This window comes from Jiangella ureilytica, from assembly GCF_004348545.1.
Taxonomy (GTDB): Bacteria; Actinomycetota; Actinomycetes; order Jiangellales; family Jiangellaceae; genus Jiangella; species Jiangella ureilytica.
In genome coordinates, this window is record NZ_SMKL01000073.1 from 1 (window position 1) to 20,107 (window position 20,107).

Here is a 20,107-nt window from a genome sequence, read left to right on the forward strand (position 1 = left end):
GTTCGGGGTCGGCCGGGGGTGATGAGGTGGGCTCCCCGTCCCCCTTGCTGCCCATTCTCTTAACCCCGGGCACCCGCCTCAAGCCGGCGCCCGCTGTGGTGCTTCGCCGCTGTGCTCGCGGGGCTTCGGCTTGACCCGGGCACCCGGGGCCTAAGAACGGGCAGCTATCAGGGGGACGGGGAGGAACTGGGCACGCCTCCCCGTTTCGCGCCCCCCTTTCACGTGCCCGTTTCGCCCGGTTAGCCCGGTTCGCCGGGCTGTGCACCGCGATGATCATCGGCGATCCGCTACATCACCAGGCGTTCTGCCACATCACCAGGCATGCAGGCCTCGTGAAGCGGCAGAGAACCTCGTGACGGCCCCGCGAAACGCGCCAAATCCCACCACGTGGACACCAGCAGGGCCGCCAGGGCGCCGCACCCGTCGCCAGACTCCCCCGTCCCCCTGATAGCTGCCCGTTCTTAGGCCCCGGACGGGCGGGTCAAGCGGACCCCCACGGCGCGAAGCGCCACCAGGGTCCGCTTGAGGCGACCGTCCGGGGCCAAGAGAATGGCCAGCAGGGGGACGGGGGAACCCCACCCGACCCCGGCTAACCCAGCTCCTCGGCGAGCTTCATCCAGCGCTCCTCCAGCGCCTCGCGCTCGCCGTGCACCGTGCGCAGCTCCGAGTCCAGCGCCAACACCTTCTCGTGGTCGGTCGCGTTGTCGGCGATGCGTTCGTGCAGCGTCTTCTCGCGCCGTTCCAGCTTCTCGAGGTCGCGCTCGATCCGCGCGATCTCCTTGCGCGCCGCCCTGGTGTCGCCGGACCGAGCTCGCGCAGCAGCCGGAGCAGCCGCGGCCGCCTCCTCGGCCTGGTCGCGACGCAGCTCGAGGTACTGGTCGACCCCGCGCGGGAGCTGGACCAGGCGGCCGTCGCCCATGAGCGCCCAGATGGCGTCGGTGACCCGCTCGAGGAACCAGCGGTCGTGGCTGACGACGACGAGCGAGCCGGCCCAGGCGTCGAGGACGTCTTCCAGCACGTTCAGCGTCTCGACGTCGAGGTCGTTCGTCGGCTCGTCCAGCAGCAGCACGTTGGGCTCGCCCATGAGCAGCCGCAGGAGCTGCAGCCGTCGCCGCTCGCCACCGGAGAGGTCACCCACGAGGGTCCACTGGCGCTGGCCGGCGAAGCCGAACCGCTCGAGCATCTGCCCGGCCGTGACGGTGTCGCCGCCACCCAGTTGCACCTCGCGGCGGACCTCCTCGACGGTCTCGAGGACGCGGGCGGCCGGGTCGAGGCCGACGACCTCCTGCGCGAGGTGGGCGACGGCGACCGTGCGGCCCACCTTCACGCGCCCGGTGTCGGGCGTCAGCGACCCGTCGAGCAGCCGCAGCAGTGTCGTCTTGCCGGCGCCGTTGACGCCGACGATGCCGGCGCGGTCGCCCGGGCCCAGCCGCCAGGTGACGTCGTCGAGCAGGGTCCGGCCACCGAGCGACACGGTGACGTCCTCGGCGTCGAAGACGCTCTTGCCGAGCCGGGTGGTGGCCATCTTCGCCAGCTCGTACCGGTCGCGGGCCGGCGGCTCGTTCTCGATGAGGGCGTTGGCCGCAGCGATGCGGAAGCGCGGCTTGGACGTGCGCGCCGGCGGACCGCGGCGCAGCCAGGCCAGCTCCTTGCGCAGCAGGTTCTGCCGGCGGGACTCGTCGGCGGCGGCGATGCGGACCCGCTCGGCGCGGGCCAGGACGTACTCGGCGTAGCCGCCCTCGTAGGAGTTGACGGTGCCGTCGACGACCTCCCAGGTGGTCGTCGCGACGGTGTCGAGCAGCCAGCGGTCGTGGGTCACCATGACGAGCGTCCGGCTGCCGGCGGCGAGATGGCGAGACAGCCAATCGATCGCCTCGACGTCGAGGTGGTTGGTGGGCTCGTCCAGCAGGATGAGGTCGTCGTCGCCGATGAGCAGGTGTGCCAGTGCGACGCGACGGCGCTCGCCACCGGACAGCGGCCCCACCGGAGCGTCCATGGACAGCCCGGGCAGCAGGTGCGCCAACACGTCGCGGATGCGGGCGTCTCCGGCCCACTCGTGCGTCGCGCGCTCGCCGATGACCAGCTCACCCACCGAGGCGCCGGGGTCGAGCTCGTCGCCCTGACCGAGCCGGCCGATGCGCAGCCCGCCGGCGCGGCTGACCCGGCCGGAGTCGACCTGCTCGAGGCCGGCCAGGACCCTCAGCAGGGTCGACTTGCCCGTGCCGTTGCGGCCCACGACGCCGATGCGGTCGCCGTCGGCGACACCGAGCGACACCCCGTCGAGGATGAAGCGAGTGCCGTAGGCCAGCGTGGCCGACTCGAGGTTGATGAGGTTGCGGGGCGCCATATCGGCCCAGAGTCTACTTTCTCTCCGAGGACTCATCCTCGCGCGGGACCTCGCGGTCGGAGTCAGCCCGATGTCCTCTCCCTCGTGGGGCTCGCCGCTGCCTGGGACCCCTTGCGGTCGGCGTCCGGCAAGGCTCACGCCGGGCAGTAGTGCCTGTTCTTCCCGCCCACCTGCTCGAGCCGGTGCTCCGGCATCGGGTGATGGCAGAGCGGGCACTCGACCACGCGCACCGGGTGCGGCGGCGGCGCGTCGTCCTGGCGGCCGACGTCGGCGGGGCCGAGCAGCGGCATGAGCACCTCGGTGAGCCGGCCGTACCACGGCAGCTTGCCCTCGCGTCTCTTCACACATTAATAGTTAGCACACTAATTAATCGCGTGCGATAGAGTGTGACCATGACGACAGACCTCGGCGACGATCCGCTGGCCCTCGACCGACAGGTCTGCTTCGCCCTCGCCGTCGCGGCCCGCAGCGTCATCGGCCTCTACCGTCCGCTGCTCGAGCCGATGGGCCTGACGCACCCGCAGTACCTCGTCATGCTCGCGCTCTGGGAGGGTGAGCCGCGTTCTGTCAAGGACCTCAGCAGCACCCTGCAGCTCGAGTCGGCGACGCTGTCTCCGCTGCTCAAGCGGCTCGAGGCGGCCGACTACATCACGCGCAGGCGCAGCATCGACGACGAGCGGCTACTGGTGGTCGAGCTGACCGACGCCGGCCGGGCCCTGCGCGCCGAGGCGGAGAAGATCCCCTACGCCGTCGTCGAGCGGCTCGCCCTGCCGGTGTCGGACCTCGAGGACCTGCACACCTCGCTCAGCCGGGTCATCCGGGCGGCGGCGACTCCGGCGACGACGGCGGCAGCTCCGGCGACGACGGAGGCGGCTCCGGCGTGAGGTCGACGGCGTCGAGGTGCGCCTGCCGGCCCTCGTGGTCGAGGATGGTCAGGACCTCCGCCGGCCCGTCGTGAGCGACGAACGCGTGCGGCGCCATGGTCGAGAACTGCGCCGCCTGGCCCGCCGCCACGAGGATGATCCGCTCGCCCAGGTACAGCCGGATCGTCCCGGACAGCACCGTGAACCAGTCGCGGCCCGGGTGGACGCGCAGCTCCTTCGGCCGGGTCTGCCCGGTGATCCGCATCTTGGCGACGGTGAGCCCGTGCGGCCCGCCGTCGCGCGACAGCAGCCAGACGGTGCCGTGCACCATGTCGTGGCGCGGCCTGATGACGACGTCGGCGTCGTCGACGGGCTCGACCAGCTGGTCGACGGTGGAGTCGAGCGCGCGGGCGATGACCACGAGCTGGTCGACGGAGATGCGCCGGTGCCCGGTCTCGATGCGGCTCAGCGTCGACGGGCTCAGGTGGCAGCGGGCGGCCAGCGCGTCCAGGGACCAGCCCTTGGCCTGCCGAAGACCGCGGATGCGGGCCCGGATCACCGCGTCGAGCTGCGCGTTGTCTTGCGTCATAGGCAAGAGGCTATGCGATAGGCGCACTGGGCGCCTACCGTCGGGGACATGAGCCATCACCATCACCACGGGGACACCTCGGTTGAGAGCGACGGCGGACTCGCCGATCTGCTCGACCTCGACGCCGACGTGCTGCACGAGTACTGGACCGACGCGCTGGGCCGGGTCCGGCGCGCGGCCGACGACGGGCCACGACGACGCATCGTCGACCTCGGCGCCGGGACCGGCACCGGAACGCTGGGGCTCGCGCACCGGTTCGCCGGAGCCGAGGTCGTCGCCGTCGACGCATCCGACGAGATGCTCGACCGGCTCCGCGCCAGGGCGCTGGACCAAGGCCTGGCCGACCGCGTCCGGACGGTCCGCGCCGACCTGGACGACGGGTGGCCGGTCGACGGTCCCGTGGACGTCACATGGGCGTCGCTCTCGCTGCACCACTTCGCCGACCCCGACCGCGTGCTGCGCGACGTCCACGCAGCGACCCGGCCGGGCGGGCTGCTCGCCGTCGCCGAGTTCGCCGAGCGGCCGCGGTTCCTGCCCGACGCCATCGGCCCCGGTCTCGAGCAGCGCCTGCTGGACGAGCTGGGCCGCGACCAGGCCGACCGGCTGCCGCACCTGGGCTCGGACTGGGCGGCGCGGGTGACGGCGGCCGGGTTCGAGCTGGTCGAGGAGCGCACGTTCGTCATCGACGTCGCGGGCGACGCGGACGGGAGCGTCGGCCGCTATGCCGACCTCTGGTTCCGCCGGCTGCGGCCCCGGCTTGCCGAGAGGCTCGACCCCGCGGACACCGCCACGCTGGACGGCCTGCTCGACGGCGACGGGCCTGAGACGCTGCTGCGCCGCGGCGACCTGCACGTCCGCGGCACCCGCACCGTCACGCTGGGCCGGCGCCCCTGAGCGCCGCCCGCCACGGGTGGTCCGGATGCGTGACCGCCAGCGCGCGGTCGAGCCAGGCCCGCGCTGCGTCGTCGAGCGTCGGCGCCACGACGGCGAAGTCGATCTCGTCCTTCGGCCGCCGGCCCTTCGCCTTGTAGAAGAGCTGGATCTCCGGGCGCAGGTAGGGCAGCCCGTCGGCGGACCGGCGTCCGAGGGCAGCCACCGGCGCTCGCACGCGGCCATGGCGCCGCGACCGCCACTCGCCGCCACCGGCCTCGTCGACCATGAGCTGCAGCTCCCACGCGGGTGACGACGGGCGGCGGCACCAGATGTCGTGCACGTGGTCCGGCAGCGGCTCGTCCGCCGGCCAGAACCGCAACTCACCGGGCGGATCGACGACCCACAGCTCCCATCCTGCCAGCGCTTCGTGCAACTCACCGGCCGACGGGCGCAGCACCAGCGCGTCGATGTCGCCATGCGTACGCCAGGACCGCCCGAGGGCCAACTCCAGGCCATATCCACCGGCGATCCACCACGGGGCGGCCCAGCCGGTCAGCTCGACCGCGACGGCCGACGGTGTGAGTGGCGCCCAGGCGTCCAGCGCCGGGTGCAACGCCTGCGCCAAGGCTACGTCCCGACCGGAGCGTGCCCGGTGACGGCGACGGCGCGGGCGCAGGTGCCCGACGCGGCCAGGTCGACGGCCAGCGCGCCCGCGGCGGCACCGTCGCGGGCCAGGAAGACACATGTGGGCCCGGACCCCGACACCAGCCCCGCGAGCGCCCCGTGCTCCTCGCCGGCGCGCAGGGTGTCCTTCAGCGACGGCCGGAGCGCCAGGGCGGCCTCTTGGAGGTCATTGTGCAGCAGTCCGGCCAGGGCGTCGAGGTCGGCGGACTGGAGCGCCGCCAGCAGCTCGCCGGACACCGTCGGCGCCGGCACCTTGCGGTCGGAGCGGAGGTCGTCGAGGCGGCGGTAGACGTCAGGGGTCGACAGACCGCCGTCGGCCGTGGCGACCACCCAGTGCAGCTCGGCGCCGACGGGGACCGGCCGCAGCCGCTCGCCGCGACCCGTGCCGACGGCGGTGCCGCCCGTGAGCGCGAACGGCACGTCGCTGCCCAGACCCGCGGCCACTGACGAGAGCCGCGACTCCGGCATCCGCAGGCCCCAGAGGCGGTCGCAGGTGAGCAGCGCACCGGCGGCGTCGGCGCTGCCGCCGGCCAGCCCGGCGGCCACCGGGATCTCCTTGTGCACACGCAGCAGGGCGCCGCTGCGCAGCCGGGCGCGGCGGGCCAGCGCGCGGGCGGCGCGGACGGCGAGGTTGGATTCGTCGGTGGGCGTGCGGTCGGCGTAGGGGCCGGTGACGTGGACGGTGACGGCGTCGGCGTGGACGGCCGAGACCTCGTCGTAGAGCGAGACCGCGTGGAAGACGGTCGCGAGCTCATGGAAGCCGTCGGACCGCACCGGGCCGACGGACAGCACCAGATTGATCTTCGCCGGGACGCGGGCGATCACCTGCAGCACCAGCGAGACCTTACCGGAAATAGCAGATCATGAGATGATTTTTGGGCGCGCCGCCGCGATCCGGGCGAAGTCGTCGACGGTGAGTTGTTCACCGCGCCTCCGAGGGTCGACGCCGGCCGTGGTGAGGGCCTCTTCGGCGGCGGCCGCGGACCCGGCCCAGCCGCTCAGGGCGGCCCGCAGCGTCTTGCGGCGCTGGGCGAACGCGGCGTCGACGACGGCGAAGACGGCGGCCCGGTCGTCGGCCTCCCGGGCCGACGGACGACGCTCGAGCAGCACGAGGCCGGAGTCGACGTTGGGCGCCGGCCAGAACACGGTGCGGCCCACGGAGCCGGCCGAGGACACCGTCGCGTACCACGCCGCCTTGACCGAGGGGACGCCGTATGTGCGCGACCCCGGCGGCGCCGCCAGCCGGTCGGCGACCTCCTTCTGCACCATCACCAGGACCCGCGACAGGCTCGGGAACGTCTCGAGGAGGTGCAGCAGCACCGGCACGGACACGTTGTACGGCAGGTTGGCGACCAGGGCGGTCGGCGCCGGCCCGGGCAACTCCGACACCCGCAGCGCGTCGGCCGGCACCACCTCGAGCCGGCCGGCCACGCCGGGCGCGTACTCGGACACCGTCGACGGCAGCCGCCCGGCCAGGACGGGGTCGATCTCGACGGCGACCACGCGGCGGACGACCGGCAGCAGTGCCAGCGTCAGCGAGCCGAGCCCCGGCCCGACCTCGACCACGACGTCGTCCGGCCCCACGCCGGCGACCCGGACGATGCGGCGCACCGTGTTGGCGTCGATGACGAAGTTCTGCCCCAGCGTCTTGGTCGGCCGCAGGTCGAGCTCCGCGGCCAGACGCCGGACGTCCGCCGGCCCCAGGAGTCTGGGACCGGCGGACGTCTCGTCGTTCTGCACCGCCTGAGCCTATCCGGGCTCGGGCAGCCGATACGCAGGGTCAGCCGAGCGGCAGGCCCAGCGAGCGGGCGCAGGCCGGCCAGTCGCCGTAGCCGCCGCGGTTGTCACGGACCTTCTCGGCGATGCGGATCTGCTCGGCCTTGCTGTTCTCGTGCGGGTAGCCGGAGCCGCCGAACGCGCGCCAGGTGCCCAGCGAGAACTGCAGGCCGCCGTAGTAGCCGTTGCCGGTGTTGATGGACCAGTTGCCGCCGGACTCGCACTGCGCCAGCCGGTCCCACACGCCGCCGTCGACGTCGTCGCCACCGCCGCTGCCACCGCTGTCGCTCGGCTCGTCGGCCGGCGGCGGGGGCTCCTTGGTGCCGATGAGCACGAGCTGGTCGACCGGAGCGGCGACCACCGTCTCGGAGAGCACCTCCTGCGAGGACAGCTCGCCGTCGATGTAGGTGTTCTGCATCACCCGCTCGACGGAGCCCTCCTTGCCCTCGGTCTCGACCGACTCGGTGCCCTTCGCGAGGGAGTCGTCCTCCTGCTCGGTCACCTCGAACGGCAGCGCCGCGGTGACCGTCTCGGTCTCGACGGTGACCCGCCGGACGGTGACGGTGGCGGCGTCGGCGAGCGCGGCCTCGAGGGCCGGTTCGACGAGGTCGAGGTCGCCGAGCGTGACACCGGCGTCGTCCAGGGCCTCGCGGACGGTGAGCGCCGTCGTGGTGACGGGGTTCGAGGCGCCGTCGGCGACGAGGGTGATCTCCTTCGGGGTGCGGACCTCGAAGTCGATGCCGCCTCGGCCGATGGGCTGCGAGCGCGCCACGGAGAGGTCGGCCCCCTCGGCGCGGATGTTCAGGTCCCTCAGGGCTTCGTCGACCGAGAGCGCGGTGGTCCAGATCTGCTGTTCCTCGCCGTCGACGGTGACGGTGACCTGGCGGGCGTAGCGGACGGAGATCTCGGTGCCGTCCTCGACGTCGCTGTCCAGCGAGGGGATGACCTCGTCGCGTGCGCTGAGCTCGATGCCGCGGTCGTCGAGGACGTCCTCGACGGTGTCACCGAACGTGTGCACGGCCTCGGTCTGGCCGTCGACGCTGAGGGCGACGGCGTTGTCGAGCGTGATGTAGGCGACGCCGCCGCCTACGAGAGCAGTGACGACGGTGGCGTTGATCGCCATCGTCTTCGCGGACAGGCGCACTGTGCTCCTTGGTCGAACTGTCCGGGCACGGGACCGTGCGGCGCGGCCGGTCACGCGATCCGCCTCGCACCTGCGCGCGTGATCGACGCGCCGCTGGGCGGACGATGTGTCCGGCCGTTCGTCTGCCGCCCGAAGTTTCCCCGACCCCGGCTAACAATCTCGGGACGGTAACGCATCGCGGGCGGCCGGACAACACGTCCATGCGGAGAAACCCGACATATCGGGCCGAGAGAACGGGTTGTGACGCTGTGACACGCCCACGCGGGCACCGCGCCGGCGCCCGCCCGCGCGACCGGTCCCGGACACCCGCTTGACCAGCGAAAACGACAGCCTGTCACCATGATCCGAAAACACGGTCGGTGTTCGCCTGGAGCGCGTGACACACCGTCTCGAGACTCCGGCCGAGGGTCTCGGCGATGAACCGCACCGTCACCGGGACCAGGTACGACGCGTTCGGCCGGCCGCGGTACGGGTGCGGGGTGAGGAACGGCGCGTCGGTCTCGACGAGCAGGTTCTCGAGTGGCGTGACGGCGAGCGCGGCGCGCAGATCGGCGGCGTTGCGGAACGTCACCGGACCGGCGAAGGACAGGTGCCAGCCTCGCTCTGCGACGTCGCGGGCGAACGTCTCGTTCCCGGAGAAACAGTGAAATACGACACAGTCGGGCGTTTCGGCGTCGTCGAGGACCCGCAGCACGTCCTGGTGGGCGTCCCGGTCATGGATGGTCAGGACCAGTCCACGGCGGCGGGCGATCTCGATGTGGGCGCGCAGCGAGTACTCCTGGGCGGCCACGCCCTCGGGCCCGGTGCGGAAGAAGTCGAGCCCCGTCTCGCCGATGCCGCGCACCCGCGGGCTGGAGCCGGCCAGCCGGTCGATCTCGGCCAGCGCGTCGTCGAGCCGGCCGTCGGCGGCCAGCTTCGGCGCCTCGTTGGGGTGCAGCGCGACGGTCGCGACGACCGACGGGTACCGCTCGGCGACGTCGACGGCCCAGGCCGCGCCGGGCAGGTCGCAGCCCACCTGCACGACCCGGGTCACGTTCACCGTCGCGGCGGCGTCGAGCGCCTCCGCCACCCCGAACGCGTCGCCGTCGTCGCCGTCGGCGATGTCCATGTGGCAGTGCGTGTCGGTGACGGGCAGCGGCAGCGGGTCGGGCAGCGGCGGCCGCGACCGGTCGCGCTTGCGTCCGGCCTCGTCCGTGGCCGACCGCCGCTCGCGGGGCCCGTCGGTGGTGCCGTCGGTCACTGGCCCGTGTCGGCGGCGGGGTCGAGCCGCGGGAACAGCGCGTCGCCCTTGACGACCTCGGCACCCGGGACCAGCTGGCCCCAGCGACCGGCGTCGCCGACCGGCTGCGCGGCCAGCACGCCGAGCGCCTTCTCGGCGCCCAGCGATTCCCACAGCTTGGCCGTCGCCTGGGGCATGACCGGGTTCAGCAGCACCGCCAGCGCCCGCAGCGCCTCGGCGGAGGCGTACAGGATCGTGGCCAGCCGCTCGCGCTGCGCCTCGTCCTTGGCGACGGCCCAGGGCTGCTGCTCGGTGATGTAGCCGTTGGCGGCGTCGACCAGGGTCCAGACGGCGGCCAGCGCCTCGTGCGGGGCGACGCGGTCGACGGCGGCGTCGGCGTCGGCCGCGGCCTTCGCGGCGACGGCGGCCAGCGCGTCCTCGGCGTCCGTCGCCGGGCCGGGGGCGGGCAGCGCGCCGTCGAAGTAGCGGCCGATCATGGCGGCGACCCGCGAGGCGAGGTTGCCCAGGCCGTTCGCGAGCTCGGCCTGGTAGCGCGCGGCGATGTCCTCCCAGGAGAACGAGCCGTCGTTGCCGAAGGCGATGGCGCGCAGGAAGTAGTAGCGGAACGCGTCGGAGCCGAACGTGTCGGTGATCTGCGCGGGCGCGATGCCGGTGAGCTTGGACTTGCTCATCTTCTCGCCGCCGACCAGCAGCCAGCCGTGCGCGAACACCTGCTTCGGCAGCGGCTCCCCGGCCGCCATGAGCATGGCCGGCCAGATGACCGCGTGGAAGCGCAGGATGTCCTTGCCGACGAAGTGGATGTCGGCCGGCCAGGTGCGCCCGTACTTGTCCGGGTCGGCGCCGTAGCCGGCGGCGGTGGCGTAGTTCAGCAGCGCGTCGAACCAGACGTAGACGACGTGCGACTCGTCCCACGGCACCCGGACGCCCCAGTCGAACGTGGAGCGCGAGATCGAGAGGTCCTGCAGGCCCTGCCTGACGAAGCCGAGCACCTCGTTGCGGGCGCTCTCGGGCTGCACGAAGCCGGGGTTCTGCTCGTAGAACTCCAGCAGCCGCTCGGTGTAGGCGGACATGCGGAAGAAGTAGTTCGTCTCGGACAGCTTCTCGACCGGGCGGCCGTGGATGGAGCAGACCAGCTGGCCGGCGTACTCGCCGGTGCCCTCGACGAGGTCGCCGGGGAGCTTGTACTCCTCGCAGGCGACGCAGTAGTAGCCCTCGTAGGTGCCCTCGAAGATCTCGCCGGCGTCGTAGAGATGCTGGATGAAGTCCTTCACCCGCTCCACGTGGCGGTCCTCGGTGGTCCTGATGAAGTCGTCGTTCGACGCGTCGATGGTCTGCAGCACCGGCTTCCAGGCGGTCTCGACCAGCCGGTCGGCCCACTCCTGCGGAGTGACGCCGTTCGCCTCGGCGGTGCGCATGACCTTCTCGCCGTGCTCGTCGGTGCCGGTGAGGAACCAGACGTCCTCTTGGCGCTGACGGTGCCAGCGCGCGATGAAGTCGGTGGCGACCGTGGTGTACGCGTGGCCGATGTGCGGTGCGTCGTTGACGTAGTAGATCGGCGTGGTGACGTAGAACGCCTTGGGCATGCGCCCGATGGTAGTCCCCGCGTCACCACGGCAAGGTGCCGCCGTCGGTGAAGAAGGCGCCGGTCGGGCCGTCGGCCGCGACCTGGGCCGCGCGCACGACGACCCGCGCGCCTTCGGCGGCGGACAGCTGCCCCGAATGCCCGTTGAGGTCCGTCGCGCAGTAGCCGGGGTTGACGGCGTTCACCGTGATGCCGGCGGCGGCCAGCTCCTGCGCGTATGCGACGGTGATGCCGTTGACCGCGGTCTTCGACGACGAGTACGCCACCAGCGGCAGCTGGCCGTAGTACGGCGACGCGGGGTCCTGCTGCCGGGTCAGCGAGCCGAGGTCGCTGGAGACGTTGACGATGCGCCCGGCGGCGGACCGGCGCAGGAGCGGCAGCATCGCGTTCGTCACCGCGACGAGCCCGAACACGTTGACGGCGTAGGTGCCGCGGACGTCGTCGAGGGAGGTCGCGCTCGGCACGGCCCAGCCGAGCGCGATGCCGGCGTTGTTGACCAGCACGTCCAGCCGGCCGAACTGATCGGCGACGACGGCAGCGGCGGCCGCGACGGAGGAGTCGTCGGTGACGTCGAGCGCGAGGACGCGGACGTCGCCGTCGAGCTCCCGGGCCGCGGCGCGGCCACGCTCGAGGTCGCGCGACCCGAGCAGGACGGTGTGCCCGAGCGCCGCCAGCTGCCGGGCGGTCTCCTTGCCGATTCCTTTGTTGGCCCCAGTGACCAGGGCGATCGTGGTGTCGTTCATGCCGTCGACCCTCGGTGCCCGCGGCCGAGCGCGGGAGAGCACGGGTGAGCCTGGGACCGCCGGTCCTCCTCACATGAGCGTCGTCGCGGGGGACGATGGAGGCATGGACCGCACCGAGCTGGCCGCCTTCCTGCGAAGCCGCCGGGCCCGCGTCCGCCCGGCCGACGTCGGGCTGCCGCCGGGCCGCAACCGGCGCACGCCGGGCCTGCGCCGCGAGGAGGTCGCCCGGCTGACGGGCATCTCGGTCGACTACTACATCCGGCTCGAACAGGCCCGCGGCCCGCATCCGTCGGACCAGGTCGTCGAGGCGCTGGCCCGGGCGTTGCGGCTGTCGCCGGACGAGCGGGCACACCTGTACCACCTGACCGGCAGCGCGCCGCGGCCGTCGGCCGGACCGCGACGCGACGTGCCGCCGGGCATCCTGCACCTGCTCGAGCGGCTGGACGACTCCCCCGCCGTCGTCATCGACGCCACGTACGACGTGCTCGCGTGGAACCCGATGTGGGCCGCGCTCATGGGCGCCGACCCCGCCGGGCTGCCGCGCGAGCAGCTCAACTCGCTGCGCGGGTTCTTCTCACCGCAGGCGGCCGCGTTCGCCGCGGAGCACCGGCAGTTCGCCCGCGAGGCCGTCGCCGACCTGCGCGCGGCCGCCGCCCGATATCCCGAATACGCCGAGCTGCGGCTGCTGCTCGACGACCTCGCGGCCGGCAGCGCGCTCTTCCGCGAGCTGTGGGCGCAGCACGACGTCGACGTGCGGCGGTCCACGACGAAACGCATCGTGCACCCCGTCGTCGGCGCCATGGACCTCGACTGCGAGAGCCTGCTGATCCCGGACCGCGACCAGCGGCTGGTCCTCTACACCGCCGCTCCGGGCACGCCGTCGCACCAGGCGCTGCAGCTGCTCAAGGTGGTCGGGCTGCAGGACCTCAGAGCTTAGGCACGACGTTCTCGAAGAACAGCTCGACCTGCCGCCGCGTGTCGCCGCGGACCGGCCAGAACACGAACGTCTCGAAGCCGAGCCGCTCGCGGTAGTCGGTCAGCGCCTCGGCCCAGTGCCCGGCCGGCCCGACCAGCAGCTGGTCGTTGCGCCGCGGCTGGGTGTCGTCGATGACACCCATGACGTTGAAGACGCGGCGGACAGCGGACGGCTCGCGTCCGGCGGCGACGGCGCCGTCGTCGACGGCGCGCTGCATGGCCGGGACCTCGTCCAGCGACAGGTAGGCGTTGGTGGGCAGCCAGCCGTCGGCGTGCCGGCCGGTCAGCGCCAGCATGCGCGGCTTGAACGAGCCGACCCAGATGGGCGGGACGGGGTCCGGCGGGGCTCCGGCGACGGCGACGGCCTCGCGCAGCCGGTAGTACTCGCCGTCGTGGTCGACGCGGTGGCCGCTCCACAGCCGCCGGAGCAGCGGGATCGCCTCGTCCAGCGCGCCGATGGCGTGCCCGAGCGAGGGCCACTGCGCACCCCACTCGGGCAGCCCGTCGTACGGCCCGCCGGCACCCAGCCCCAGCACGAACCGGCCGCCGCTGGTGAACTGCAGCGTCGCAGCGGCCTTCGCGATGACCGTCGGCGACCGGAACGGCAGCGCCGTCACGTTCGTCGCGACCCGCACCCGGGACGTCCGGGCGAGCAAGAGCGGGACCAGCGTCCACGCGTCCAGCTCGGACGGCAGGTACGGATGGTCGGCGACGGTGACGAGCCCGGCGCCGAGGTCCTCGGCGATCGCCGTCGCCTCGAGGAGTTCCGGGAGCCGCTTCGCCGACGCCGGGAGCGCCACGCCGTAGAGGTTCGAGTCAGCCATGCCCCCACTGAACAACCTCAACCGACGTTGAGGTCAAGCCGTGAGCGCAGGAAGCCTCCGGTCCGCGACTCCGGGGCCGCCGCGACGGCCGACGGCGTGCCCTCGGCGACCACCCGGCCACCCGCGGCGCCACCGGCGGGACCGAGGTCCACCACCCAGTCGGCCGCCGCGATGACGTCGAGGTCGTGCTCGATCGCCACGACGGTGTTCCCGGCGTCGACCAGCCGCCGCAGCACGCCGAGCAGCCGCGCGACGTCGTCGACGTGCAGGCCGGTGGTGGGCTCGTCGAGCAGGTAGAGCGTGCGGCCGGTGGAGCGCCGGGCCAGCTCCTTCGCCAGCTTGATCCGCTGCGCCTCGCCGCCGGACAGCGTGGTGGTGGGCTGGCCCAGCTGCAGGTACCCGAGCCCGACGTCGGCCAGCAGCCGCAGCCGCGACGCCGCCGCGGGCACGCCCTCGAACACCTCGACCGCCTCGGCGACCGTCAGCGACAGCGCCTCGGCGATGTCGTGGCCGCGGTACTTCGCGTGCAGGACGTCGCGGGTGAACCGGCGGCCGCGGCAGACCGGGCAGCGCACCTGCACGTCGGGCAGGAAGTGCATCGACACAGTCAGCACCCCGGCGCCGGCGCACCGCTCGCACCGTCCGCCGGGCACGTTGAAGGAGAAGTGCCCGGCCGTCAGGCCCCGCTCGCGGGCGCCGTCGGTGCCGGCGAACGCCTCGCGGATCGGGGTGAACGCGTCGGAGTAGGTGGCGGCGTTGGAGCGCGGCATCCGCCCGGCCGCCTGCTGGTCGATGGTGACGACCTTGTCCAGGTGCTCCCAGCCGTCGATGCCGTCGTGGTCGCCGGGCGGGTCGCCGGCGCCGTGGAACCGCTGCCGGCCGGCCTTGTCGACGATGTCGAGCACCAGCGACGACTTCCCCGACCCGGACGGGCCGGTGACGGCGACCAGCCGGCCCAGCGGCAAGGCGACGGTGACGTCCCCGAGGTTGTGCTCGCGGGCCCCCCGGACGACCAGCGCGGGACCGCCGCTGCCGCCGTCGGCCCACGGTGCCGGCGACGACGGCGCCACCCGCAGCCGCCCCGACAGGTAGGCCCCGGTCACCGAGCCCTCCGTGGCCGCCACCTCCGCCGGCGTGCCCGACGCGACCACCCGGCCGCCGTCGCGCCCGGCGCCTGGACCGATGTCGATGACGTGGTCGGCGGCTCGCAGGACGTCGAGGTCGTGCTCGATGACCAGCACGGTGTTGCCGAGGTCGCGCAGCCGGCGCAGCACGTCGACCAGGCGGGCGCTGTCGGCGGGATGCAGGCCGATGGTCGGCTCGTCCAGCACGTAGAGGACGCCGGTCAGCCCGGACCCGAGCAGCGCCGCCAGCCGGAGCCGCTGCGCCTCGCCTGCGGACAGGCTGGGCGTGGCGCGCTCGAGGGTGAGGTAGTCGACGCCGACGTCGACCAGGCGGCGGACCCGCTCGTGCAGGTCGGCGACCACGGGCTCGGCGAAGCGCCACTCGTCGGCGGCGACCCGGTCGCGCAGCGCGTCGATCCAGGCCGCCAGCTCGCCCAGCGGCAGCCGGGCGGCGTCGGCCACGGTGAGCCCCGCGACGGTGACCTGGCGGCTCTCGGGCCGCAGCCGGGTGCCCTCGCAGTCGGGGCAGGTGGTCTGGCGCAGCAGCCGCTCGGTCTTCTCGCGGTACCCGGCGTCCTCGATGCGCTCGGCGTAGCGGCGCAGCACGGCAGTGGCGACGCCCTCGAACCGGCCCGCGGCGACGGTGCGCGGCGGCTCCGGCGCAACGCCGCCGGCATCGACGTGCCGGCGGAACTGCGGGCTGTCGACGCCGTGGACCAGCAGGTCGCGCTGGACCTCGCCGAGCTCGCGGACCGGCGCGTAGGCGTCGAACTCGAACCCGTAGTGGCGGCCCGCGGCCTGCAGGACCGGGATGTTGCGGTCGGTGAGCACCGGGTGCCAGCCCAGCACCGCGCCCTCGGCGACGCTGACACCGTCGTCGATCAGCGTGCTGACGTCGGGCCGCAGGACGACACCGAGGCCGGTGCAGGTGGGGCAGGCGCCGGACGGCTTGTTGAAGGAGAAGTCGCCCATGACCAGGTCGGCCACCGGGGTGCCGCAGTGCGGGCAGGGCACGGTCTCGGAGTCGCGCGGCTCGCCGGACTCGTCGTCCCACGGGTCGTCGTCGCCGCCCTCCTGGTAGCTGGGCAGCAGCGTGCCGCCGCAGGACGGGCAGGGCCGGTGGCCGATGCGGGCCCAGAGCAGCCGCAGGTAGGTGAAGACCTCGGTGGCCGTGCCGACGGTGGAGCGCGGGCTGCGGTTCGTGAGGTACTGGTCGATGCTGATGGACGGCGACAGGCCGGTGATGGAGTCGACCGGCGCCTTGCTCATCGCCATGGTGACCAGCCCGAGCGACTCCAGGTACTGACGCTGGCCCTCGCGGTGCAGCAGGTCGAAGGCGAGCGTGGACTTGCCGGACCCGGACAGGCCGGTCAGCACCACCAGCCGGTTGCGCGGGACGACGACGGTGAGGTTCTTGAGGTTGTGCAGGCGGGCGTTGGTGACCCTGATCTCGCCGAATTCCATACCTTCGAGGATCTCATTGAACTCCATGTTGAAGGTTGGCCTGCGATTCCCCCTGAAGTGCGATGATGGGCCTCTACTACCGGGATGAAGGAGGGTGCTCGCGGTGGCGGTGTTGCGGCCGGTCGACCTGGCGCAGGCCGTGGGGGTCTCGGCCCAGCAGGTCCGCAACTACGAGGATGCCGGAGTGCTGCCGCCGGTGCCGCGCTCGGCGTCCGGATACCGGCAGTTCTCCGAGCGGCATCTGGACGCGCTGGTCACCTACCGGGCGCTGGTGCCTGGCTACGGCGTCGTGGCGGCGCGCTCGATCATGCGGACGGTGCACGACGGCGGCGTCGCCGGTGCGCTGGCCCTCGTCGACGCCGGGCACGCCGCCCTGCACGACCAGCGGCGGCAGCTGCGCGAGACTGCGGCGGCGCTGGAGTCGCTGACGGCGGATGCCGGGGCGACGGCGTCGCCTGCGGTTCTCGCGGGGACGCGGCCGGCGCTGCGGGTCGGCGAGGTGGCCCGCCGGCTGGGCGTGCGGCCGTCGGCGCTGCGCACATGGGAGGCGGCCGGGCTGCTCACCCCGTCGCGCGAGCCGGGCACGTCGTACCGCAGCTACACCGCCGAGGACGTCCGCGACGCACAGCTGGTCAGCCTGCTGCGACAGAGCCGGTACGGGCTGGCGCAGGTGGGGCTGGTGCTCGGCGAGCTGCGCCGCACCGGCAGCACCGACGCGCTGCGTGCCGTCGTCGCGCAGCGGCAGGAGCAGCTGGCCGCGCGGGCGCTGGCCATGCTCGACGGCGGCGGCCGGCTGTTCGCCTACCTGTCGTCGTCGGAGGCGTCGGCGCGCGAGGCGCCGCCGCGGGCCGCCTCGCGGGCCTCGCGCACAGCCTCGCCGGCGTTGGCCCAGGGAGTGCCGGCCCAGGGGTCGTAGTCGACCTCGAGCGGCGCCTGCTCGGGACGGCGGTCCTCGGGCACGTGCTGCAGATTGACACGGATGCGGTACCAGAGCGAGCTGCGCCCGCGCATGCCGTCGACCAGGATGTCGGCGGGCTCGAGCCGCGGCACGACGTCGGGGTGCTTCGCCTTCCAGCGCTCGAGCCCGGCCATGGCCTCGTCCTTGGTCTTGGCCCGGGCGATCTCGATGAGCGGCATGGTCGGGGTGCGCCGGCCGGTGCCCTTGGGCGGCTTCTCGGCCGGGCCGAGGCGGTCGGCCAGCTCGAGCAGCCGGTCCAGCGAGCCGGCCGACGTCTCGATGCCGGCCCAAGGGTCGCCGATGTCGGCGTACCGCCGGGCGGCCGTGGCCAGGGTGAAGGTCTCGGGCCGGCAGTGCGGGACCTCGTCCCAGGTCAGTGGCATGGACACCCGGGCGTCGGCCTTGGCGCGGACGGAGTAGGCGGAGGCGACGGTGCGGTCCTTGGCGTTCTGGTTGAAGTCGACGAAGACGCCCTCGCGCTCCTCCTTCCACCACTTGGCGGTCGCGATGCCGGGCGCGCGGTTCTCGACCTCGCGGGCGACGGACTCGGCGGCGAGCCGCACCTGCCGGTACGACCAGTGCGGGTCGATGCGGGTGTAGACGTGGAAGCCGCGCGACCCGGACGTCTTCGGCCAGGCGGTGAGCCCGTGGTCCTGCAGCACCTCGCGGGCCACCTGCGCGACGTCGAGGATCTGCGGCCACTCGATGCCCGGGTTGGGGTCGAGGTCGATGCGCAGCTCGTCGGGGCGGTCGAGGTCCTCGGCCCGGACGGGGTGCGGGTTGAGGTCGATGCAGCCGAGGTTGACCACCCAGGCCAGCGCCGCGGCGTCGCGCACCACGACCTCGTCGGCGGAGGTGCCGGAGCGGTAGCGCAGCGTGGCGACCTCGATCCAGTCGGGCCGCTTGTCGGGCGCCCGCTTCTGGAAGAACGCCTCCTGGTCGATGCCCTTGACGAAGCGCTTGAGGATCATGGGCCGGCCCTCGACACCGCGCAGCGCGCCCTCGGCCACGGCCAGGTAGTAGGTGACGAGGTCGAGCTTCGTGTGACCGCCGTCGGGGAAGACCACCTTGTCCGGATGGGTGATGGTCACCTCGCGTCCGGCGACCTCGATCACCTTCGAGGACGACGCCATGGAACCACCTTAGAGGGACGCGCTGACAGCCGGCCGGTCACGCGCGCGACGACGACGGCGGCTGCGGCCCGGGCTGCGGCGCCGCGGCGTCCTGCGCCAGCGGCGCCTCGGCGACCGGGTGCTCGACCAGCGCGAGCACGCGGCTGGACATGAACCGGGCCGTCCGCACCGGGGTGCCGGAGCGGGTGACCTCGGCGACCACGACCACGCCGCGGCCGATGCTGACGTCGACCCGGCGGCCGGCCCGGGTGGCGCTGATCTCGTAGCTGCGCGTGGTGTCGCCGGCGTCGATGACGATCTCGACCCTGTCACCCCTCATGGCGTCCTCCGCCCCTCGTCCACCGCGACCGGACCGTGCAGGCCGGCCCCATGCGGGTACGGGGCCGGCATGGGCATCCCACTGGACGACCTGGTCACCACAGTAGTGATCACGAACGGCGGCGGCGACATGCTCGGACGCACGATGCCACGGCACCGTGCGCCGTTGATCGTGGTCGACAACGGGTCCACCGACGGCGCCGTCGACGCCGCGGTCCGCGGCCGCGACGACGTGCGCGTGGTTCGGCTGCCGGGCAACATCGGCGCCGTTGCCCGCAATGTCGGCGTCGCGGCGGCCCGGACGCCGTACGTCGCGTTCGCCGACGACGACTCCTGGTGGGCGCCCGGCGCTCTGGACCGGGCGGCGGCGATCCTGCGCGACCACGGGGACGTCGCGCTCGTGGCAGCGCGGATCCTGGTCGGGCCGGGCAACCGGCCGGACCCGACGTGCGCGCGGATGCTCGAGTCGCCGCTGCCCGCATGGCACGACGGCGACGGTGCGGCCGGGCGTTCCGTGATCGGGTTCATCGCCTGCGCCACGGTCGTGCGCCGCGACGCGTTCCTGCGGGCCGGCGGCTTCGACGATGTCGTCTTCTTCGCCGGCGAGGAGGAACGGCTGGCACTGGATCTGCTCTCGGCCGGCTGGCGGCTGGTGTACGTTCCGGACGTCGTCGCGCACCACGATCCGCAGCCGGCCCGTGACCGTCGGCACCGGGGCCGGTTGATCGTGCGCAACTCCATTCTGACGGCGCTCATGCGCCGGCCGTGGCCGGTGGCTCTGGGCCGCGCCCGGGCGGCGCTCGGCTCGGCCGACGGCCGGGCCGGGCTGGCAGCCGCGCTGCCCCGGGTGGTATCCGGACTGCGCCAGCGGCGCCCGGTCGCCCCGCACGTCGAGCGCGCCGTCGCCGTCGTCGAGCGGTTCGGCTGAAGTCGGCCGGCCCACTCCAGCAGTGGTCCGCGCGTGGCGGGTCGCGGAGGCTCGACCTCCTCGGCCCCCGGCAGCAGCGGCGTCGCACCGATCCGTCTCAGGTACCGGCCGCCCGCGTCGTGGTCCTCATCCGGCTGGCGCGGTTCACTGCGCACCGCCGCTCCGCCGGGCCCGTCGGGTGCTCTCGATCAGCCGGACCGATAGGGATCGTGGCCCACGGTCATCAGGCGGTGGCGGCGCCGCTCGTCAGCCAGGATCTGGTCCTGTGTCAGCCCGTCGGTCTCGGTCTCCACGACCTCGACGACCCGCGCCATCGCGTCGAGGTCGTCGTCGGTCAGGTCGACCCGCCGCTTGCCCAGGATCTCGATCACCGCGAGTCCCAGAGGCGCCGGCTGGTCGCCGCCGGGCAGCGGCCCGTCCAGCTCCGGCTGGACGCCGACCCAGTCGGTCAGCTCGCGCGAGGTCATGTTGACCACCTGGTGGAAGCGTTCCCAGATCTCCTCCACCTCGACGGACGTATGTTCAGCCACGAGAACCTCCAA

20 protein-coding genes are annotated in these 20,107 nt (G+C 73.3%); 5 read left to right on the plus strand and 15 right to left on the minus strand.

The window, feature by feature from the left end; all coding sequences use genetic code 11:
• Positions 1-589 precede the first annotated feature (589 nt).
• Positions 590-2,347: an ABC-F family ATP-binding cassette domain-containing protein gene (locus E1212_RS24000; protein WP_131987160.1), complete on the minus strand. Its 1,758-nt coding sequence runs from the start codon at positions 2,345-2,347 to the stop codon at positions 590-592.
• Between the two features lie 134 nt (positions 2,348-2,481).
• Entirely contained in the window at positions 2,482-2,691 is a 210-nt protein-coding gene (locus tag E1212_RS24005; protein WP_131987162.1) for a hypothetical protein, read from the minus strand.
• Positions 2,692-2,739: 48 nt separating this feature from the next.
• On the opposite strand from E1212_RS24005, the gene E1212_RS24010 reads away from it, so the two are divergent.
• Positions 2,740-3,231 (plus strand): MarR family winged helix-turn-helix transcriptional regulator, encoded by a 492-nt coding sequence (locus tag E1212_RS24010; protein WP_131987164.1) that lies wholly within the window; start codon positions 2,740-2,742, stop codon positions 3,229-3,231.
• Here the strand turns inward: E1212_RS24010 and E1212_RS24015 are convergent.
• Positions 3,161-3,799, minus strand: coding sequence for a helix-turn-helix domain-containing protein (locus E1212_RS24015; RefSeq protein ID WP_131987166.1), 639 nt, complete (start codon positions 3,797-3,799; stop codon positions 3,161-3,163). The genes E1212_RS24010 and E1212_RS24015 overlap by 71 nt on opposite strands.
• A 48-nt stretch (positions 3,800-3,847) precedes the next feature.
• Here E1212_RS24015 and E1212_RS24020 point away from each other — a divergent pair, with 48 nt between their 5' ends.
• Entirely contained in the window at positions 3,848-4,693 is an 846-nt protein-coding gene (locus E1212_RS24020) for a class I SAM-dependent methyltransferase (protein WP_131987168.1), read from the plus strand.
• On the opposite strand, the gene E1212_RS24025 is transcribed toward E1212_RS24020, so the two are convergent.
• The 7 genes from E1212_RS24025 to E1212_RS24055 form a co-directional block, all read right to left on the minus strand.
• Positions 4,671-5,297 (minus strand): nucleotidyltransferase domain-containing protein, encoded by a 627-nt coding sequence (locus E1212_RS24025; RefSeq protein ID WP_203417154.1) that lies wholly within the window; start codon positions 5,295-5,297, stop codon positions 4,671-4,673. The genes E1212_RS24020 and E1212_RS24025 overlap by 23 nt on opposite strands.
• A gap of 2 nt (positions 5,298-5,299) precedes the next feature.
• Positions 5,300-6,187: a 4-(cytidine 5'-diphospho)-2-C-methyl-D-erythritol kinase gene (locus tag E1212_RS24030; RefSeq protein WP_131987214.1), complete on the minus strand. Its 888-nt coding sequence runs from the start codon at positions 6,185-6,187 to the stop codon at positions 5,300-5,302.
• A 30-nt stretch (positions 6,188-6,217) separates the two neighbouring features.
• A complete protein-coding gene (rsmA, locus tag E1212_RS24035; protein WP_131987170.1) occupies positions 6,218-7,096 on the minus strand; it encodes a 16S rRNA (adenine(1518)-N(6)/adenine(1519)-N(6))-dimethyltransferase RsmA in 879 nt (292 codons plus the stop codon).
• 40 nt (positions 7,097-7,136) lie between these two features.
• Entirely contained in the window at positions 7,137-8,276 is a 1,140-nt protein-coding gene (locus E1212_RS24040; RefSeq protein WP_131987172.1) for a resuscitation-promoting factor, read from the minus strand.
• A gap of 334 nt (positions 8,277-8,610) precedes the next feature.
• Entirely contained in the window at positions 8,611-9,516 is a 906-nt protein-coding gene (locus E1212_RS24045; protein ID WP_131987174.1) for a TatD family hydrolase, read from the minus strand.
• Entirely contained in the window at positions 9,513-11,099 is a 1,587-nt protein-coding gene (gene metG, locus E1212_RS24050) for a methionine--tRNA ligase (protein ID WP_131987176.1), read from the minus strand. The genes E1212_RS24045 and metG overlap by 4 nt, the downstream gene beginning before the upstream one ends.
• A gap of 22 nt (positions 11,100-11,121) precedes the next feature.
• Entirely contained in the window at positions 11,122-11,841 is a 720-nt protein-coding gene (locus E1212_RS24055) for an SDR family NAD(P)-dependent oxidoreductase (protein ID WP_131987178.1), read from the minus strand.
• Positions 11,842-11,944: 103 nt separating this feature from the next.
• On the opposite strand from E1212_RS24055, the gene E1212_RS24060 reads away from it, so the two are divergent.
• Positions 11,945-12,778: a helix-turn-helix transcriptional regulator gene (locus E1212_RS24060; protein ID WP_131987180.1), complete on the plus strand. Its 834-nt coding sequence runs from the start codon at positions 11,945-11,947 to the stop codon at positions 12,776-12,778.
• On the opposite strand, the gene E1212_RS24065 is transcribed toward E1212_RS24060, so the two are convergent.
• Together E1212_RS24065 and uvrA are read right to left on the minus strand one after the other, a co-directional pair.
• The gene (locus E1212_RS24065; protein WP_131987182.1) at positions 12,768-13,640 is read right to left on the minus strand and encodes an LLM class flavin-dependent oxidoreductase; all 873 of its coding nucleotides are present in this window, start codon (positions 13,638-13,640) and stop codon (positions 12,768-12,770) included. The genes E1212_RS24060 and E1212_RS24065 overlap by 11 nt on opposite strands.
• A 17-nt stretch (positions 13,641-13,657) precedes the next feature.
• A complete protein-coding gene (gene uvrA, locus E1212_RS24070) occupies positions 13,658-16,228 on the minus strand; it encodes an excinuclease ABC subunit UvrA (protein WP_131987184.1) in 2,571 nt (856 codons plus the stop codon).
• A gap of 103 nt (positions 16,229-16,331) precedes the next feature.
• Here uvrA and E1212_RS24075 point away from each other — a divergent pair, with 103 nt between their 5' ends.
• Positions 16,332-17,144, plus strand: a complete 813-nt coding sequence (locus E1212_RS24075) for a MerR family transcriptional regulator (protein ID WP_203417155.1) — start codon at positions 16,332-16,334, stop codon at positions 17,142-17,144.
• Here E1212_RS24075 and ligD read toward each other — a convergent pair.
• Both ligD and E1212_RS24085 read right to left on the minus strand, forming a co-directional pair.
• Positions 17,030-18,319, minus strand: coding sequence for a non-homologous end-joining DNA ligase (gene ligD / locus E1212_RS24080; protein ID WP_131987188.1), 1,290 nt, complete (start codon positions 18,317-18,319; stop codon positions 17,030-17,032). The two genes, E1212_RS24075 and ligD, sit on opposite strands and share 115 nt — an antisense overlap.
• A 37-nt stretch (positions 18,320-18,356) precedes the next feature.
• A complete protein-coding gene (locus E1212_RS24085) occupies positions 18,357-18,638 on the minus strand; it encodes a hypothetical protein (RefSeq protein ID WP_131987190.1) in 282 nt (93 codons plus the stop codon).
• 69 nt (positions 18,639-18,707) lie between these two features.
• On the opposite strand from E1212_RS24085, the gene E1212_RS24090 reads away from it, so the two are divergent.
• Positions 18,708-19,565: a glycosyltransferase family 2 protein gene (locus E1212_RS24090; protein ID WP_131987192.1), complete on the plus strand. Its 858-nt coding sequence runs from the start codon at positions 18,708-18,710 to the stop codon at positions 19,563-19,565.
• A 188-nt stretch (positions 19,566-19,753) separates the two neighbouring features.
• On the opposite strand, the gene E1212_RS24095 is transcribed toward E1212_RS24090, so the two are convergent.
• On the minus strand, positions 19,754-20,095 hold the full coding sequence (locus E1212_RS24095) for a DUF3140 domain-containing protein (protein ID WP_203417156.1): 342 nt from the start codon (positions 20,093-20,095) through the stop codon (positions 19,754-19,756).
• Between the last annotated feature and the right edge of the window lie 12 nt (positions 20,096-20,107).

Excerpts from the sequence above, each read along its gene's own strand:
- uvrA (WP_131987184.1), bottom strand. The coding sequence starts at position 16,228 with ATGGAATTCGGCGAGATCAGGGTCACCAACGCCCGCCTGCACAACCTC.
- metG (WP_131987176.1), bottom strand. The coding sequence starts at position 11,099 with ATGCCCAAGGCGTTCTACGTCACCACGCCGATCTACTACGTCAACGAC.
- E1212_RS24090 (WP_131987192.1), top strand. The coding sequence starts at position 18,708 with ATGGGCATCCCACTGGACGACCTGGTCACCACAGTAGTGATCACGAAC.
- E1212_RS24085 (WP_131987190.1), bottom strand. The coding sequence starts at position 18,638 with ATGAGGGGTGACAGGGTCGAGATCGTCATCGACGCCGGCGACACCACG.
- E1212_RS24015 (WP_131987166.1), bottom strand. The coding sequence starts at position 3,799 with ATGACGCAAGACAACGCGCAGCTCGACGCGGTGATCCGGGCCCGCATC.
- E1212_RS24055 (WP_131987178.1), bottom strand. The coding sequence starts at position 11,841 with ATGAACGACACCACGATCGCCCTGGTCACTGGGGCCAACAAAGGAATC.
- ligD (WP_131987188.1), bottom strand. The coding sequence starts at position 18,319 with ATGGCGTCGTCCTCGAAGGTGATCGAGGTCGCCGGACGCGAGGTGACC.
- E1212_RS24000 (WP_131987160.1), bottom strand. The coding sequence starts at position 2,347 with ATGGCGCCCCGCAACCTCATCAACCTCGAGTCGGCCACGCTGGCCTAC.
- E1212_RS24010 (WP_131987164.1), top strand. The coding sequence starts at position 2,740 with ATGACGACAGACCTCGGCGACGATCCGCTGGCCCTCGACCGACAGGTC.
- E1212_RS24020 (WP_131987168.1), top strand. The coding sequence starts at position 3,848 with ATGAGCCATCACCATCACCACGGGGACACCTCGGTTGAGAGCGACGGC.
- E1212_RS24065 (WP_131987182.1), bottom strand. The coding sequence starts at position 13,640 with ATGGCTGACTCGAACCTCTACGGCGTGGCGCTCCCGGCGTCGGCGAAG.
- E1212_RS24060 (WP_131987180.1), top strand. The coding sequence starts at position 11,945 with ATGGACCGCACCGAGCTGGCCGCCTTCCTGCGAAGCCGCCGGGCCCGC.